Raw genomic sequence first — 17,031 nt, 5'->3', positions numbered from 1 at the left:
TTGTCAGATAAATCCGAGAGGAGTACAAATGTACTCCATGACGACTTTATCTCCCCGCCGCACTGCCATCCTGACCTTTATCCGCGAGCGCATCGCCGATCACGGCCAGCCCCCGAGCCTTGCTGAAATCAGCCAGGCGTTCGGTTTCGCCTCGCGCAGCGTGGCGCGCAAGCATGTGCTGGCGCTGACCGAGGCCGGGTTCATCGAGGTCAACCCGCATCAGGCCCGGGGCATTCGCCTGCTCAACCAGCCACGGCGCCCCGAGCTGCTGGAGATCCCGGTGCTGGGGCGGGTGGCCGCCGGTGCGCCGATTGGCGTCGATGCCGACATACACGGCCAGTTGCTGCTGGACCCGGGGATGTTCTCCCGCACTCCGGATTACCTGCTGCGGGTCCAGGGCGATTCGATGATCGACGATGGCATCTTCGACGGTGATCTGGTGGCAGTGCGCCGCAGCAGTGAGGCGCGCAACGGCCAGACCGTGATCGCCCGCCTCGACGGTGAGGTGACCATCAAGCGTTTCGAGCGCAAGGGGCAGGGCATTCGCCTGTTGCCGCGCAACCCGGCCTACCAGCCGATCGAGGTCACGGCCGACCACGAACTGTTTATCGAAGGCGTGTTCTGCGGTCTGGTGAGGCAAGGCTGATGGGCGCCGTGGTCGCACTGGATTCGCTGTTCAATGCCGGGCGGGTGTGGAAAGGCCGCCCGGCCGCCGCGCCCGCCAGCCCGCAGCCCACCGGCCATGCCGCCCTGGATGCGGTGCTGCCCACGGGCGGCTGGCCGGAAGCGGCACTGACCGAAATCCTCATTGCCGCCCAGGGTCTGGGCGAGCTGCAACTGCTGTGGCCGAGCCTGGCGCGGCTGAGCGCGGCGGGGGAGCGCATCGTGCTGGTGGCGCCGCCGTTCGTGCCCTATCCCCAGGCCTGGCAGAACGCCGGGGTGGATGTGCGCCAGTTGTCGATCATCCAGGCCGGGGAGCGTGATGCCCTGTGGGCCGCCGAGCAGTGCCTGCGTTCCGGCAGTTGCGGCGCGGTGCTGTGCTGGCCGCAGCAAGCTGACGATCGCGCCCTGCGGCGCCTGCAGGTGGCGGCGGAAAGCGGCCAGACCCTGGCCTTTGCCTACCGCCCCCTGGAGACGGCGCGCAACCCCTCGCCGGCGGCCTTGCGAATTGCCGTGCAAGGCCGTCCCGGGCAGTTGCGGGTGCTCAAGTGCCGGGGCGGGCTGGCCCATCCGGCGCCTATCGCCTGGCCCGCCGGGCACTGAGGTTGGCATGCGTTGGGTGTGCATCCTGTTCCCGCAATTGGCGCTGGACGCAGTCTTGCGTCAGTGCGCCGAGCCCCAAGCTCCTCTGGCGCTGCTCAGTGGCACCCCGCAGCGCCGGGTGATCCAGGCGGTGAACGCCGCCGCTCGCGAACTGGGCCTGCGCCCCGGGCAATCCCTGACCGCCGCCCAGGCCCTGACCAAGGCCTTTGCCAGCGCCGAATACGACCCCCGGCAGATCGAGCACTGGCAGCAGTTTCTTGCGGCCTGGGCCTATGGCTTCAGCTCCCAGGTCAGCGTCGCCTACCCGCGCACCCTGGTGCTGGAGATCGAATCCAGCCTGGGCCTGTTCGGCCCCTGGCCGCAGTTGGAAGCGCGCCTGCGCCGTGAATTGCAGGCCCTGGGCTTTCGCCACCGGATCGTCGCCGCGCCCAATCCGGCGGCGGCCCGAGCCCTGGCCAATGCTTATGACGGTTTGGCGGTGGCCGACTGCGCGGCCCTGGTCCAGGCCCTGGGGGCCATGCCCATCGAGCGCCTGGGGCTGGCCCCGGAGCAGGCCACGGCCCTGTCGCGCATGGGGGTGCGCAGCTTCCAGCAACTGCGGGAGCTGCCCCGGCCCAGCCTGGCCCGGCGTTTTGACGGCAGCTTGCTCAAGCACCTGGATACCCTGCTCGGCGAGCGCCCGCTGGGGCTGGCCTTCTATCAGCCGCCGGACCGCTTCGACCTGCGCATCGAGCTGAATTTCGATGTGCAGTCCCATCAGGCGCTGCTGTTTCCCCTGCGCCGGCTCACCGCCGATCTGGCGGCTTTTCTCTGTGGTCGCGACAGTGGCGTGCAGCGCTTTGCCCTGCACCTGGAGCACGCCGAAGGCGCCGACACCCTGATTCCGGTGGGGCTGCTCAGCGCCGAGCGCGACCCGGCGATGCTGTTCGAACTGGCCCGTGGGCGCCTGGAACAGATCCAGGTGCCGGCGCCGGTGCGCAACCTGCGGCTGGTGGCCGAGGACCTGCCGCTGTTCGTGCCCCAGCACAGCGAGCTGTTCGACGAGCGCCCGCAGCAGAACCTGCCCTGGGAGCAGTTGCGCGAACGCCTGCGGGCGCGCCTGGGGGATGACGCGGTGCAGGGCCTGGGGCATCGCGCCGATCACCGCCCGGAGCGCAGTTGGCAGGCGCAGACCGATTCGCGCCCGTGCCCGGCCACCCCCGGGCTGCGCCGCCCCGGCTGGCTGTTCACCGAACCCCAGGTGCTGGGCGAGGGCTCGGTGCGCATCCTCATGGGCCCGGAGCGGATCGAGTCCGGCTGGTGGGACGGTGCCGATGTGCGCCGCGACTACTACCTGATCGAAACCGCCGCCGGCCAGCAGGGCTGGGCCTATCGTCAGGTCGGCGAGCCCGGGCCGTTGCTGTTGCAGGGCTGGTTCGCATGAGCGCCTACGCCGAGCTGCACTGCTTGTCCAACTTCAGCTTCCAGCGCGGCGCCTCCAGTGCCGCCGAATTGTTCCAGCGTGCCAAGGCCCTGGGCTACCAGGCCCTGGCGATCACCGACGAGTGCACCCTGGCGGGGATTGTCCGCGCCTGGCAGGCCTCTCGCGACAGCGGGCTCAAGCTGATCGTCGGCAGTGAAATGCAGGTCGAGGACGGCCCGCGCCTGGTGCTGCTGGTGGAAGACCTGGCGGGTTACCAGGGCCTGTGCCGGTTGATCACTCGGGCCCGGCGCCGGGCCGAGAAGGGCAGCTATCGCCTGCTGCGCGAGGACTTCGCCGAACCCTTGCCGGGGCTGCTGGCCCTGTGGCTGACGGGCGCCGGCGAGCCGCTGGCCCAGGGCCGCTGGTTGCAGCAGGTGTTCCCCCAGCGCCTGTGGCTGGCGCTGGAGCTGCATTGCGGCCAGGACGATGCCCGGCACCTGCAACAGCAACTGGCCCTGGCCCGGCAACTGGGGCTGCCAGCCGTGGCCTGTGGCGATGTGCACATGCATGTGCGCGGGCGCCGGGCGCTGCAGGACACCATGACCGCGATCCGCCATCACCTGCCGGTGGCCGAGGCCGGGCAACGCCTGTTCGCCAACGGCGAGCGCCACCTGCGGCCCGTCGAAGTGCTGCAAGGCCTGTACCCCCAGGCCCTGCTCGACGAGTCGCTGGCCATCGCCGGGCGCTGCGCTTTCGACCTCGGCCAGCTGCGCTACCAATACCCCCGGGAGCTGGTGCCCGAGGGGCACGACGCTGGCTCCTGGCTGCGGGTGCTGACCCAGCGCGGCATCGTGCGCCGCTGGCCCGCTGGTGCCCGGGCCGAGGTACTGAAGCAGATCGACAAGGAGCTCACGCTGATCTGTGACCTGGGCTACGAGAGTTATTTCCTCACGGTGCACGACATCGTCGACTTCGCCCGGCGCCAGCACATCCTCTGCCAGGGCCGGGGCTCGGCGGCCAACTCGGTGGTGTGTTTCGCCCTCGGCATCACCGAGATCGACCCGGACCGCTCGACCCTGCTGTTCGAGCGCTTTTTGTCGCGCGAACGCAACGAACCGCCGGACATCGACGTCGACTTCGAGCACGAGCGCCGCGAAGAGGTGCTGCAGTATGTGTTCCAGCGCTATGGCCGGCATCGCGCGGCGCTGACCGCGGTGGTCAGCACCTACCATGGCGCCGGGGCGGTGCGGGATGTGGCCAAGGCCCTGGGCCTGCCGCCGGATCAGGTCAATGCCCTGGCCGACTGCTGCGGCCACTGGAGTGATACGCCGCCCAGCGTCGAGCGCCTGCAGGAGGCCGGGTTCGATCCCCAGAGCCCGGTGCTGCGCCGGGTCCTGAGCCTGACCGGGCAGTTGATCGGCTTTCCCCGGCACCTGTCCCAGCACCCCGGCGGTTTCGTGATTTCCGAGCAGCCCCTGGACCACCTGGTGCCGGTGGAGAACGCGACGATGGCCGAGCGTACGGTGATCCAGTGGGACAAGGACGACCTGGACATGGTCGGCCTGCTCAAGGTGGATATCCTCGCCCTGGGCATGCTCAGCGCCATCCGCCGTTGCTTCGACCTGATCCACGGCTACCGTGGCCAGCGCTACAGCCTCGCCAGCATTCCGCCTGAAGACCCCGCCACCTACGAAATGATCGGCCGCGCCGACACCATCGGCGTGTTCCAGATCGAGTCCCGGGCGCAGATGTCGATGCTGCCCCGGCTCAAGCCGCAGAACTTCTACGACCTGGTGATCGAGGTGGCCATCGTCCGGCCCGGGCCGATCCAGGGCGGCATGGTCCATCCCTACCTGCGCCGGCGTAACCGTGAAGAGCCGGAGACTTATCCGTCGCCGAAGTTGGAAGCGGTGCTCAAGCGCACCCTGGGAGTGCCGCTGTTTCAGGAGCAGGTGATGCAGATCGCCATTGTCGCCGCCGACTACACCCCGGGCGAGGCCGACCAGTTGCGCCGCTCCATGGCCGCCTGGAAGCGCCACGGTGGCCTGGAGCCGCACCGCGAACGGCTGCGCAAAGGCATGCGCAAGAACGGCTACAGCGACGAGTTCGCGGCGCAGATCTTCGAGCAGATCAAGGGCTTTGGCAGCTACGGCTTTCCCGAATCCCATGCCGCCAGTTTTGCCTTGCTGACCTACGCCAGTTGCTGGCTCAAGTGCCACGAACCGGCGGCCTTCGCCTGTGCCCTGATCAACAGCTGGCCCATGGGCTTCTACAGCCCCGACCAGATCCTCCAGGACGCCCGGCGCCATGGTTTGCAGGTTCTTGCGGTGGATGTGGGCGCCAGTGACTGGGACTGCAGCCTGGAGCCGATTCCTGTCCAGCCTGCACGCGCTGGAAATGGCCCCCCCGGGCAGCCGGCCCTGCGCCTGGGGCTGCGGATGATCAAGGGCTTTCGCGAGGACGATGCCCGGCGCATCGAACGTGCCCGCCGGCAACGGGCCTTTGTCGATATCGCCGACCTGGGCGAGCGGGCCCGCCTGGATGTCCGCGCCCAGGAATTGCTGGCCGATGCCGGCGCTTTGCAGGCGCTGGTCGGGGATCGCTACCGGGCACGCTGGGAAGTGGCCGGGGTGGAAAGACAGCTGGGGCTGTTCGCCGGCCTGCCGAGCCAGGAGGAAGCGCCGGTAGCGTTGCCCCGGCCCAGTGTCGGCGAAGACCTGCAGGGGGATTACCACAGCCTGGGCACCACCCTCGGGCCGCACCCCCTGGCGCTGCTGCGCCCGCAGCTTGCGGCCCGGCGCTGCCGCAGCTCGCGCGACTTGCTGGCGGTGGAGCACGGGCGCTCGGTGAGCGTGGCCGGGCTGGTCACCGGGCGCCAGCGGCCGGGCACCGCCAGCGGGGTGACCTTCGTGACCCTGGAAGACGAGTTCGGCAACGTCAATGTGGTGGTCTGGCGCGACCTGGCCGAGCGCCAGCGCCGGGTGCTGGTGGGCGCGCAGTTGCTCAAGGTCGACGGCACCCTGGAAACCGAGGGCGAGGTGCGCCACCTGATTGCCGGGCGCCTGAGTGACCTGAGCCCGTTGCTGGATGGCATTCACGTACGCAGCCGCGACTTTCGCTGATGTAGCCGCTGCCGAGCCCGGGCGAGGCTGCGAAAAGGCCCGCAGGGCCTTGCTTGGCGGTCTCCCGTCGGATCCCCGGCGTCCTCAAGACCGCCGCGTCTGCTGCGTCGCAATGCCGTCCAAGCCGTTCGTCCGACCGCGGCCCGAGCCTGCGGCAGCGGCTACACGAAACGCGGATCGGCAGTGGCCTGCCGCTTTGCTATCCCCCGAGTCTGTGGCAATGGTTACAGAATGACGCCAAGGTTTTTTATTCCTTTTCGCACTGATGGCGCTTTGGCATAATCGCCGCCGATGATGCCCCCTGCATCAAGTTTCAGAACGCTCGGCCGACGACTTTCGAGCCTGCACAGACTGGGGCCGCAGACGTGCGGCAGGGCGCAAGTGCATCTAGACAGTGCACCCAAATGGATACTCAAGAAGGAACATAGAGTGAGAGTGATCTCGAAGTTGATGTTGTCCGCTGTAGCACTGGCGGTGCTGGCGGGCATGAGCGGTTGCGCCACGGAAAGCTCCCGGGCCTTGCCGGTGGAGAAGGTCCAGAGCGCCAGCCAGGTATGGACCGGAGCCCGGGTGCCGATGGCCGTGGGTAAGTTCGACAACCGCTCCAGCTACATGCGCGGAATCTTCTCCGATGGCGTCGACCGCCTCGGCGGCCAGGCCAAGACCATCCTCATCACCCACCTGCAGCAGACCAACCGCTTCAGCGTGCTGGACCGCGACAACATGGGCGAGATCCAGCAGGAAGCGGCCATCAAGGGCCAGGCGCAGAAGCTCAAGGGCGCGGACTTCGTGGTCACCGGCGATGTCACCGAGTTCGGTCGCAAGGAAACCGGCGACCATCAGCTGTTCGGTATCCTCGGCCGCGGCAAGACCCAGGTGGCCTACGCCAAGGTGGCGTTGAACATCGTCAACATCAGCACCTCCGAAGTGGTCTATTCGACCCAGGGCGCTGGCGAGTACGCCTTGTCCAACCGTGAAGTGATCGGCTTCGGCGGCACCGCTGCCTACGATTCGACCCTCAACGGCAAGGTCCTCGACCTGGCCATGCGCGAGGCGGTCAACCGCATGGTCGAGGCCATCGACGCCGGCGCCTGGAAACCGGGCCGCTGATCACACAGCTGACAGGGAGAAGTGCAAGCATGTCGAAGACGATGATGGCGCGGCCAATGATGGCCGGCGCCTTGCTGGGCTGTGTGCTGCTGGCCGGTTGCAGCGGGCCGAAGACGCTGTACCAGTGGGAAACCTACCAGGCCCAGACCTACGAGTACTTCAAGGGCGAGGAGGCCCGGGAGGCCCAGGTCGAGGCCCTGGAGCGCGACCTGCAGAAGATCAAGTCCACCGGCAAGGCCGTGCCGCCGGGCTACCACGCCCACCTGGGCATGCTCTACGCGAGCCTGGGCAAGGATGACCAGATGGTGCAGCAGTTCAATACCGAGAAGGCGCTGTTCCCCGAATCCGCCTCGTACATGGACTTCCTGCTCAAGAACGCCAAGAAGGGAGCCGCCCAATGAGCCTGATGACCCTGCGCAACCTGCTGGGCCTGTTGGCCGTGAGCCTGCTGGTGGGCTGCGCCGCGCCCAGGAGCGTGGACTACTCGGCCTACAAGCAGGCCCGGCCGAAGTCGATCCTGGTGCTGCCGCCGCTCAATGAATCGCCGGACATCAAGGCCACCTACAGCATGCTGTCCCAGGTGACCTTTCCCCTGGCCGAAGCCGGTTACTACGTGATGCCGATCGCGGTGGTGGATGAAACCTTCCGCCACAACGGCCTGACCAACCCGGCGGACATCCACGGCCTGGCGCCGGCCAAGCTCAACGAGATCTTCGGCGCCGATGCCGGCCTGTACATCACGGTCAAGGAATACGGCACCAGCTACATGCTGATCAGCAGTGCCACCGTGGTCACCGCCAGCGCCACCCTGGTGGACCTGAAGACCGGCACCACGTTGTGGACCGGCAGCGCCCGCGCCTCCAGTGAGGAAGGCAACAACGGCAACAACGGTGGCCTGGTGGGCATGCTGATCACCGCTGCGGTGAAGCAGATCATCAACACCAGCACCGACGCCGGCCATCCGATTGCCGGCATCACCAGCCAGCGCCTGCTGTCGGCCGGGCAACGCACCGGCTTGCTGTACGGTCCGCGTTCGCCGAAATACGGCACCGACTGAGGGGCAGGGAGCGGGCAATCCGCTCTTTTTCAGGCGGCGCCTGTCGGCGTCCGCCTGGAACCCGGGCCATCGCCTATTCTGTTTTTTCAGTCGCGCGAAGGGCGTTGCCCGGCGGCATGGCCGACCAGTGGCGAAGCCGATCCCGGCCCTGGTGAAACCATCCGCGTGCACCGTGCTCAAAGGCTCTGGAGGCTGCGTTGCTGCCTCTTGAAAACCCACGCTGTGCCACGTTTTTCGTAGAGTCCGTTCATGCCGTTCTTATCTGATCATCACGGGTGCCAGGGGTGGAAGGGCGAGATGGCCGAGCGCATCCGTGCCTTCGACTGGTCCGCCACCAGCCTCGGGGCGTTGCAGCACTGGAGCCACAGCCTGTGCAGCACAGTGCAGCTGATGCTCGGCTCGCCGCTGCCGATGGTGATGCTCTGGGGCCCCCTGGGCTACATGATCTACAACGATGCCTATGCCGAGTTCGCCGGCGGCCGCCATCCCTACCTGCTGGGCTGCGCCGTGGAGATGGGCTGGCCGGAGGTTGCCGAGTTCAACCGCGGGGTAATGAACACCTGCCTCAGCGGCGGCACCCTGTCCTATCACAACAAGGAACTGGTGCTGCTGCGCAACGGGGTGCCGGAAGACGTCTGGATGGACCTCTACTACAGCCCGGTGGCGGGGGACGACCAGGCTCCGGCCGGGGTCATCGCCATTGTCGTGGAAACCACCGCCCATGTGATTTCCGAGCGCCGCCGCCAGGCCGCGGAGGCCGCCTACCGGGCGGAGAACGAGCGCGTGCAGCTGGCGCTGAATGCCGGTGCGTTGCTGGGCTCCTTCGTCTGGGACGTCCAGGCCGACGTGCTGTCTTGCGACGAGCGATTTGCCCGGACCTTTTCCTACCCGGCGGACCAGCCCCTGGACAACCTGCCGATCGATATCACCGAAAGCCGCATCCACCCCGATGACCTGCCGCGCATCAAGGAACTGGCCCGGTACAGCGTGACCCAGGGCGGGCCCTACAACGCCGAATACCGGGTGCGCCGCGAGGACGGCAGCTACACCTGGGTGCTGGCCTGTGGCCGTTGCGAGTTCGACGAGTCGGGCCAGGCCTTGCGTTTCCCCGGGGTGCTGATCGATATCCAGGAGCGCAAGATCGCCGAGGAAGCCCTGCGCCAACTGACCCGCAACCTGGAGCAACGGGTGCTGGAGGAGGTCAACGCGCGGCTCAGCGCCGAGGAGCAACTGCGCCAGGTGCAGAAACTCGAAGCCATTGGCGGCCTGACCGGCGGCGTGGCCCATGATTTCAACAACCTGCTGCAGGTGATTGCCGGCAACCTGCATCTGCTGTCCCGCCACGAAGCGGGCAACGCCAATGTGCAGCGGCGCACGGCCGCCGCGCTGACGGCGGTGGAGCGCGGCGCCAAGCTGTCGAACCAACTGCTGGCCTTTGCCCGGCGCCAGCCGCTGTCACCGGCCAGCTACAACCCGCGGCACCTGTACGAGGGCCTGGGGGAGTTGCTGCAGCGGGCACTGGGCGAAACCATTTGCATCGATGTGCAATTGCCCGCCGAGCCCTGGTGCATCCATGTGGATCGCAACCAGTTGGAAAACGCCGTGCTCAACCTGGCGATCAATGCCCGGGATGCCCTGGGCGGCGAGGGGCGGATCCTCATCAGCGCCGAGAACCAGGTGCTGGATTCGCGCTTCTGCGCCGGCAAGGGCATCGCTGCCGGCGAGTACCTGTGCCTAAGTGTGGCTGACGATGGCCCGGGCATGCCCGCCGAGGTGCTCAAGCAGGCCTTCGAACCCTTCTTCACCACCAAGGCCGACGGTCATGGCACGGGCCTGGGCTTGAGCATGGTGTTCGGTTTCGTCAAGCAGAGCGGCGGCCATATCGAGATCTTCAGCAGCCCGGGGCAGGGCACCCGGGTGCAGATGTACTTTGCCCGCAGTGCCGAACCTACGCTGCAGCAGGCGCCGCGCCCGGGTCAGCGGGCGGGCGGTGGCGAGGAAAGCATCCTGGTGGTGGAGGACAACGCCGAGGTGCGCAGCGCCGCGGTGGAAATGCTCGAACACGAGGGCTACCGGGTGCGCACCGCGAGCAATGGTGACGCTGCCATGCAACTGCTGCTGGACGGGCTCAAGGTCGATCTGATCTTCACCGACGTGGTGATGCCCGGTCTGATCAAGAGCACGGACCTGGCCACCTGGGCCAAGACCCAGGCACCGCCGATCGCGGTGCTGTTCACCTCGGGACACACCCGCGACATGATTTCGCGCAACCACCAGCTCAGCCCCGACACCCACCTGCTGAGCAAGCCCTACGGGCCTGCAGACCTGAGCGCCATGGTGCGTTCGGTGCTGGAGGCCTGAGCGGCGCCTGGCGCCAAGTGTGAAGCAGCGCATAAAAATCCCCAGGGAGCGACGACAAACTGGCGTCAAACTTCTACGCTGCATGAAGTTGAATGAACTTGTACGTTTTTTCTGCTGACCAAGAACAGGGGCATCGACCGCCTGATCCCATAACAACAAACGTCGTCTTGCGCGGTTTTTCTTCTCAACCTTTTTTGGATGCTCCGCCGTGATCTCCACCCTTGAACTGCGCAGAATCGTTGAAACCAGCTTCCTGCCCCTGCATTGCCAGTGCACCGTCGGCCACGACGGGGCCATGACTGTGCGCATCTGCGACCCCGCCAGCGGGCGCGTCGACCTGTTGGTCACCGGCATCGCCACCCGCGGCCTGACCAGCTCCCGGGCGCTGTCGGAGCTGATTGCCGAGTTGCGCTACGACCTCCAGCACACCCGCCTGAGCACCGAGCAGCAAGCCCGCCGCCAGCACGGTCGCTGAAGCGCCAGGGAACATTGCGCCGGGGGCGAGGCTCGAACCCCGGGTACGCGCGTCGATCTTCCGCGGGGCTTGCCTCGGGCCTCGGACCTTGTGTGATGATCGCGCTTCGACTGTTCGCGGTTCTCGACATAAGGCTGGTTCATGACTGCTTCCCGTAGCCCCTCCGATGCTTCCCAGGCGAGCCCTTCGTCCTTTCCAGCCAGCGGTTTTGTCCGGGTGCGCGGCGCCCGCGAGCACAACCTGAAGAATGTCGACGTGGACATTCCCCGGGATGCGCTGGTGGTGTTCAGTGGGGTGTCGGGCTCGGGCAAGTCGTCCCTGGCGTTCTCCACCCTGTATGCCGAGGCCCAGCGTCGCTACTTCGAATCGGTGGCGCCCTATGCCCGGCGCCTGATCGACCAGGTGGGGGTGCCGGATGTCGACCGCATCGACGGCCTGCCGCCGGCGGTGGCCCTGCAACAGCAGCGCGGCACTCCCAGCACGCGCTCTTCGGTGGGCAGCGTGACCACCTTGTCGAGCCTGGTGCGCATGCTCTATTCCCGGGCCGGTAGCTACCCGCCGGGGCAGCCGATGCTGTATGCCGAGGACTTTTCGCCGAACACGCCCCAGGGCGCCTGCCCGGAATGCCATGGCCTGGGGCGGGTCTATGAGGTCGACGAAGCGAGCATGGTTCCCGACCCTTCGCTGACCATCCGCCAGCGCGCCGTGGCCTCCTGGCCCCTGGCCTGGCAGGGACAGAACCTGCGGGACATCCTGGTGACCCTGGGCTACGACGTCGACATCCCCTGGCAGCAACTGCCGAAAAAGCAGCGTGACTGGATCCTCTTCACCGAAGAAACCCCCACAGTACCGGTGTACGCCGGGCTGACCCCGGAACAGACCCGCGAAGCCCTCAAGCGCAAGCAGGAACCCAGCTACATGGGTACCTTCAGCGGTGCCCGGCGCTATGTGCTGCACACCTTCACCCACACCCAGAGCGCGCTGATGAAAAAGCGTGTGTCGCAGTTCATGCGCGGCAGCCCGTGCCCGCTGTGCGAGGGCAAGCGGCTCAAGCGCGAGGCCCTGGCGGTGACCTTTGCCGGGCTGGATATCGGCGAGCTGGCGCGCCTGCCGCTGCTGCAACTGGCCGAGGTGCTGCGGCCGGTGGCGGCGGCAGATTACCTGGAGCAGGCGCCCGCCGATGATCCGGTGCTGAGCCACGCCCAGACCCGTGCCGCGCGTCAGCAGCGCCATGCCCAGGGCGCCCCGGAGCATCGCGGCGCGCCGGATGTGCGGCATACGCCGAACCTGTCCCTGGAAAAGCGCCTGGCCGCCCAGCGCATCGCCCAGGACCTGCTGGAGCGGGTCAGCACCCTGACCGACCTCGGGCTGGGCTACCTGGCCCTGGAGCGCAGCACGCCGAGCCTGTCTTCCGGTGAGTTGCAGCGCCTGCGCCTGGCGACCCAGCTGGGCTCGCAGCTGTTCGGGGTGATCTATGTGCTGGACGAGCCCTCGGCAGGCCTGCACCCGGCGGATGCCGAGGCACTGTTCGAGGCCTTGCAGCGGCTCAAGGCCGCCGGCAACTCGCTGTTCGTGGTGGAGCACGATGTGCAGACCATGCGCCGTGCCGACTGGCTGGTGGACGTGGGCCCGGCGGCGGGAGAGCGTGGCGGCCAGGTGCTGTACAGCGGCCCGCCGGCCGGCTTGGCCGAGGTGGCGCAGTCCCAGACCCGGGCCTACCTGTTTCCCGAGCAGGCCCCGGCCCGGCGTACCCCGCGCCCGCCCCGGGGCTGGCTGCGGCTGGAAGGTATCAGCCGCAACAACCTCAAGGAGCTGGACGCCGAGTTTCCCCTGGGCTGCTTTACCGCGGTGACCGGGGTTTCCGGTTCCGGCAAGTCGAGCCTGGTGAGCCAGGCCCTGCTGGAACTGGTGGGCGCGCACCTGGGCAAGGCTTCGGCCAGCGATGAGGCGCCGGAGCTGGACCTGGCGGACGACGCACCGGTCAGCAGCGGCGGGCGGGTGGTGGCCGGCATGGAGCAGATCAAGCGCCTGGTGCAGGTGGACCAGAAACCCATCGGTCGTACCCCGCGTTCCAATCTCGCGACCTACACCGGGCTGTTCGATCAGGTGCGCAAGCTGTTCGCCGCCACCGACGAGGCCCGGGAGCGGGGCTTCGACGCCGGGCAGTTTTCCTTCAACGTGGCCAAGGGCCGTTGCCCGGCCTGCGAGGGCGAGGGCTTTGTCAGCGTCGAGCTGCTGTTCATGCCCAGCGTGTTCGCCCCGTGCCCGACCTGCCATGGCGCGCGCTACAACCCCCAGACCCTGGCCGTGACCTGGCAGGGCCTGAACATCGCCCAGGTGCTGCAATTGAGTGTCGAGCAGGCCTTGCCGGTGTTTGCCGAACAACCGGGCATCCGCCGCGCCCTGGAAGTGCTGCGCGACATCGGCCTGGATTACCTGCGCCTGGGCCAGCCGGCCACCGAGCTCTCCGGCGGTGAGGCGCAGCGCATCAAGCTGGCCACCGAGCTGCAGCGCACTGCCCGGGGCGCCACCCTGTACGTGCTGGACGAGCCCACCACCGGCCTGCACCCACGGGATGTGGACCGTCTGCTGGAGCAACTGGACAAACTGGTGGCGGCCGGGCACAGCCTGGTGGTGGTGGAGCACGAAATGCGCGTGGTGGCCCAGGCCGACTGGGTGATCGACATCGGCCCAGGTGCCGGCGACCAGGGCGGCACCCTGGTGGCCTGCGGCACCCCGCACCAGGTGGCAAAGCAGCGCACTAGCCGCACCGCGCCCTTTCTTGCCCAAGCGCTGGGCGGACGTTGATCCAGGGCAAAAGTGGCGACGAACGGTTACCGCTGGTCTGATTGGCGGTCGACAGACCCGGTCCGGCGAGGCCATTCTGATAACCGGCGGGGGCGTGATGACGCCCTTGCTGCCGATCAACCACGGAGGTGTTCCATGCCGGTGACCCACGACCTTTACCAGGACCTGAGCTGCAGTAAAGAAGACATTCAACAGCGTCGGGCCAGTGACCCCCACCTGAATGCGCTGTTCGACAAATACACCAGCATCGACGATCAGGTGCTCAAGGCCGAAGCTGCCGCTGCCGCAGACGACGAACTGAAGAAACTCAAGGAAAAACGCCTGCTGATCAAGGATGAGATCGCCGGGAAACTCACCGCCGGTTCCTGACCCCCCTGTAGCAAAGACGCTCGCAGTAGCAAGGAGCTTGTTGTGGCGAGGGAGCTTGCTCCCGCTGGGCGGCATAGCCGCCCAGACGCCCGCCGGGCTGTCCCCACCCCAAACTGCAACGCACCCAGCCTCAAGGCGCCAGCGCCTCCTTCAACGACAACCGGGCCATGTGCCTGGCCGTCAGCGACCCCAGGTACAAGGCATCGCCATATTCGCGCACCGTGGTGATCGGCGAGTAGTTGCCGCTGCTGCCATCCTGCAGGTTGGCGATCACCCGGCCCTGGGTATCCAGGCCCAGCACGAAGCCGCGTTTCTCCACCGGCTTGGGCAATACCGTCATCGCCCGCACCAGCATCTTGCGCACGAAGGGGGAGGGCGCGGTGGCGTCGAGCAACGGGTTGCGCGGTGCGTACAGGGCCACCCAGAAACGCCCGGCGCCATTGAAGCTCAGGTTGTCCGGCAGCCCCGGCAGGTTGTCGATGAACAGGTCGTGGCTGCCGGCCTTGTTACCCTTGAGCCAGTAGCGGCTGATGCGGTAGGCGCCGGTTTCATTGACCAGCACATAGGCCTCGTCCGGCCCCAGGGCAATGCCGTTGGCGAACTCCAGGCGGTCCAGCAGCACCTCGGTGGTGCCGCTCTGGAAGTCGTAGCGCAGCAGGCGGCCATCGGCGCCGTGCTCGATCACCGCTTCGCCGTCATGGCCATAGCCCCAGCGGCTGGTGGCGTCGCTGAAGTAGGCGTAGCGCCCCGCGGCATCGACCGCCACATCGTCGGTAAAGCCGAACTTCAGGCCGTTGGCCTCGGTGCTCAGGGTCTGCAACTGGCCCTGGCTGTCCAGGGCCAGCAGGCCCTTGATGGCATCGGCGATGATCAGGCGCCCGTCCGGGTGCCGGGCCAGGCCCAGGGGCCGGCCGCCGGTATTGACCAGCACTTTGAGCGCACTGCCGTCGAGGCTGCTCTGGATCACCCGGCCGTCATGCAGGCCGCTGAGCAGTTGTTCGTGTTCCAGCAGCAGGGCTTCGGGGCCGTCGATGTCCCGGGCGCCCACCGGCTGCACGGCCTTGAGCTTCTGGTTCTCGGCAAACGGCCCCTGGCTCAGGGACGGCGCCGGCGCCGGGTTCCAGGCCACCGGCTGGACCCTGGTCGGCATCAGCAGCAGGAAGGCCAGGACGGCCAGCAGCACCAGCAGGACAATCCGCAGGCCGCTGAAGCGGCGGGGGGCAATCTGATTCATGCAATGACTCCTGTCGGGGCGGCCTCAGGACGGGCGGCCGGGGGCCTCGGTGGCGGGCAGCGGGATAGCTTGCTGGGCCATCTCGCACAATGCCAGCAATGAGGCGGCGGATTCCCGTTCTATCCGTCGCTTGAATAACAGCTGATTGCCCAGGCGCATCAGCAGGTTGTCAAAGCCGTACTCCAGGGTCCGCACGAAGCGCGTGTGCTGCGCCCCCAGGGGCTGGCATTCGTAGGTCACCTGCAGGTGCAGGCCGTGATCGCCCCGGGCACTGGCACGCCAGCGGTGCCCGGGCAGGTACTCCTCGACCGTCCAGCTCAGGTGGCCGCTGCGCCCGCCGGCATGGATGTCTTCCTCGAAGCCTTGCCCGGCGAACAGCGGGCCTTCGTCGCCCTCGACCTTGAGCGAGGAGGGGTGCCACTGTGGCCAGAGCCGCGAGCTGGCGGCATAGGCCAGGGTGCTGGCGGCGCTGCGGGGGATGTCGACCTGGTGCTGCATGCGGGTCATGGGCGTGGCCTCGTCAGGGGGGGAAGTGACGGCTGGCGGCTCTTGCGGTTGCCAGTGCAGGGTACCGAACAGCCAGTCCATCAGCGGCAGGACAATATTGAAGTTGCGCTCCTGCATCAGCTCGCGGCGGTGATGCAGTTCGTGCAGGCGGCGCATCTGCCGTACCCAGGGCAGGCGCGCCAGGGGGTGATTGGCGGGCAGGTGCTCGCAGGCATGGAACACCTCGTAGGCCAGGTAGCCGAGCAGGGTGCAACTGGCGAACAGCGCCGCCACGTTGCCATTCCACAGGCGCAGCAGCGCCCACAGGGGCAGGGCGAAGAGCAGGCTGTGCACCACGATCAGCCAGGCCGGAAACAGAATCACCCGCCAGTCCCGGTAGCCTTCATAGGCCATCAGCCCGGGGGCGAAGAAGCTGTGGTGGTCGCCGGTATGACGGGCATAGAACATCCGCGCGAAGCGCTGCTTGTGATGCCCCAGCCAGCGGTGCACCACGTAGATGCACAGGTTGAAGAACAGCAGCGCCACCGGCACCGCCAGCCATTCCAGGGGCTGCACCTGGCTCAGGGTGCTGCATAGCAGGCCGATGCACAGCAGGCCATAGGCCAGGACAAAGCCGCCATGCAGCCAGGGGTTGTAGCGCGGACTGACCGCCGCTCGGTATTGCTGACGAAAGTGCTGGGTGGTTTCTCGCACGGCCCGATTCCCGTTGTTGTTTTTATGGGCAGCAGCGTAGCCGGCGGGTAATTATCCAGCCAATGGATAGTGGGAATGAGGATTATTCATCAGGCTGAAAATGCCCGGATAAAGCCCAGGGAAACGACAGCGAGGCGAATGAAAGATTGACGCCAGAATAGTGGCTATTTAGTATTTTGATATTGAATTGATATCATTTCTGCTCGCACTCTGCTCCTTTCTGGTTCCGTTTTGCCTGTCAGGCATCGAGGGGCTGCCAGTTCGACCCTGCTTGCCGAAATCAATTTTTCCTCGCCATGGGCCTTCAGGATGAAGGCTCCAGGGGCTTGTGCTCCTGCATTGCTAAGAGACTGACATGGACGTTCGCCACTTCACCTTCCTGGCCCAGCAACCCTCTGCTGTCCTGCAATCCCGTGATTCGTTCTGCGGCTTGTCCAAGCGCAGCCTGGCGTTCGTCCTGGCCAACATGATGTTCTGGCAGCCCGTGGTGGCGATGGCCGACGGCATCGTGGTCAACGGCAGCGGTACAACACTGGGGCAGGCCGGCAATGGGGTGCCCATCGTCAACATTGCCACGCCCAATGGCAGCGGCCTGTCGCACAACAAGTTCAGCGACTACAACGTCGGCCA

14 protein-coding genes are annotated in these 17,031 nt (G+C 67.0%); 12 read left to right on the top strand and 2 right to left on the bottom strand.

What is annotated here, in order from left to right:
- Nucleotides 1-28 precede the first annotated feature (28 nt).
- From lexA to ACUXVH_RS30540, 11 genes are all read left to right on the top strand, one after another.
- Entirely contained in the window at nt 29-646 is a 618-nt protein-coding gene (gene lexA / locus ACUXVH_RS30590) for a transcriptional repressor LexA (protein WP_015636117.1), read from the top strand.
- Entirely contained in the window at nt 646-1,263 is a 618-nt protein-coding gene (gene imuA, locus ACUXVH_RS30585) for a translesion DNA synthesis-associated protein ImuA (RefSeq protein WP_011061974.1), read from the top strand. Before lexA ends, imuA begins: the two co-directional genes overlap by 1 nt.
- Before the next feature lie 7 nt (nt 1,264-1,270).
- Nucleotides 1,271-2,686, top strand: a complete 1,416-nt coding sequence (locus ACUXVH_RS30580; RefSeq protein WP_065363318.1) for a Y-family DNA polymerase — start codon at nt 1,271-1,273, stop codon at nt 2,684-2,686.
- Entirely contained in the window at nt 2,683-5,787 is a 3,105-nt protein-coding gene (locus tag ACUXVH_RS30575) for an error-prone DNA polymerase (RefSeq protein ID WP_065363319.1), read from the top strand. The genes ACUXVH_RS30580 and ACUXVH_RS30575 overlap by 4 nt, the downstream gene beginning before the upstream one ends.
- Before the next feature lie 450 nt (nt 5,788-6,237).
- Nucleotides 6,238-6,897 carry a CsgG/HfaB family protein gene (locus ACUXVH_RS30570; protein WP_015636114.1) on the top strand — a complete coding sequence of 220 codons (660 nt, stop codon included), beginning with the start codon at nt 6,238-6,240 and terminating at the stop codon, nt 6,895-6,897.
- A gap of 29 nt (nt 6,898-6,926) precedes the next feature.
- On the top strand, nt 6,927-7,298 hold the full coding sequence (locus ACUXVH_RS30565) for a DUF4810 domain-containing protein (RefSeq protein ID WP_011061970.1): 372 nt from the start codon (nt 6,927-6,929) through the stop codon (nt 7,296-7,298).
- Nucleotides 7,299-7,303: 5 nt separating this feature from the next.
- Nucleotides 7,304-7,954 carry a DUF799 domain-containing protein gene (locus ACUXVH_RS30560; protein ID WP_169893267.1) on the top strand — a complete coding sequence of 217 codons (651 nt, stop codon included), beginning with the start codon at nt 7,304-7,306 and terminating at the stop codon, nt 7,952-7,954.
- Between the two features lie 249 nt (nt 7,955-8,203).
- Nucleotides 8,204-10,315 carry an ATP-binding protein gene (locus ACUXVH_RS30555; protein WP_445496719.1) on the top strand — a complete coding sequence of 704 codons (2,112 nt, stop codon included), beginning with the start codon at nt 8,204-8,206 and terminating at the stop codon, nt 10,313-10,315.
- Nucleotides 10,316-10,523: 208 nt separating this feature from the next.
- A complete protein-coding gene (locus tag ACUXVH_RS30550; RefSeq protein ID WP_011061967.1) occupies nt 10,524-10,790 on the top strand; it encodes a DUF1652 domain-containing protein in 267 nt (88 codons plus the stop codon).
- 141 nt (nt 10,791-10,931) lie between these two features.
- On the top strand, nt 10,932-13,598 hold the full coding sequence (locus ACUXVH_RS30545; RefSeq protein WP_065363320.1) for an ATP-binding cassette domain-containing protein: 2,667 nt from the start codon (nt 10,932-10,934) through the stop codon (nt 13,596-13,598).
- Between the two features lie 135 nt (nt 13,599-13,733).
- A complete protein-coding gene (locus ACUXVH_RS30540; protein WP_015636110.1) occupies nt 13,734-13,967 on the top strand; it encodes a DUF465 domain-containing protein in 234 nt (77 codons plus the stop codon).
- Nucleotides 13,968-14,097: 130 nt separating this feature from the next.
- Here the strand turns inward: ACUXVH_RS30540 and ACUXVH_RS30535 are convergent, their stop codons facing one another.
- A complete protein-coding gene (locus ACUXVH_RS30535) occupies nt 14,098-15,201 on the bottom strand; it encodes an SMP-30/gluconolactonase/LRE family protein (RefSeq protein ID WP_065363321.1) in 1,104 nt (367 codons plus the stop codon).
- A 24-nt stretch (nt 15,202-15,225) separates the two neighbouring features.
- Nucleotides 15,226-16,401 (bottom strand): SRPBCC family protein, encoded by a 1,176-nt coding sequence (locus tag ACUXVH_RS30530; protein WP_065363322.1) that lies wholly within the window; start codon nt 16,399-16,401, stop codon nt 15,226-15,228.
- 355 nt (nt 16,402-16,756) lie between these two features.
- Here ACUXVH_RS30530 and ACUXVH_RS30525 point away from each other — a divergent pair.
- On the top strand, nt 16,757-17,031 hold a 275-nt coding region (locus ACUXVH_RS30525), incomplete at its 3' end, for a hypothetical protein (RefSeq protein WP_445496715.1).

Source organism: Pseudomonas sp. 8(2025) (assembly GCF_052665325.1).
Note: the sequence above shows the minus strand (reverse complement) of the source record. Positions and strands in the feature narration are given on the sequence as shown.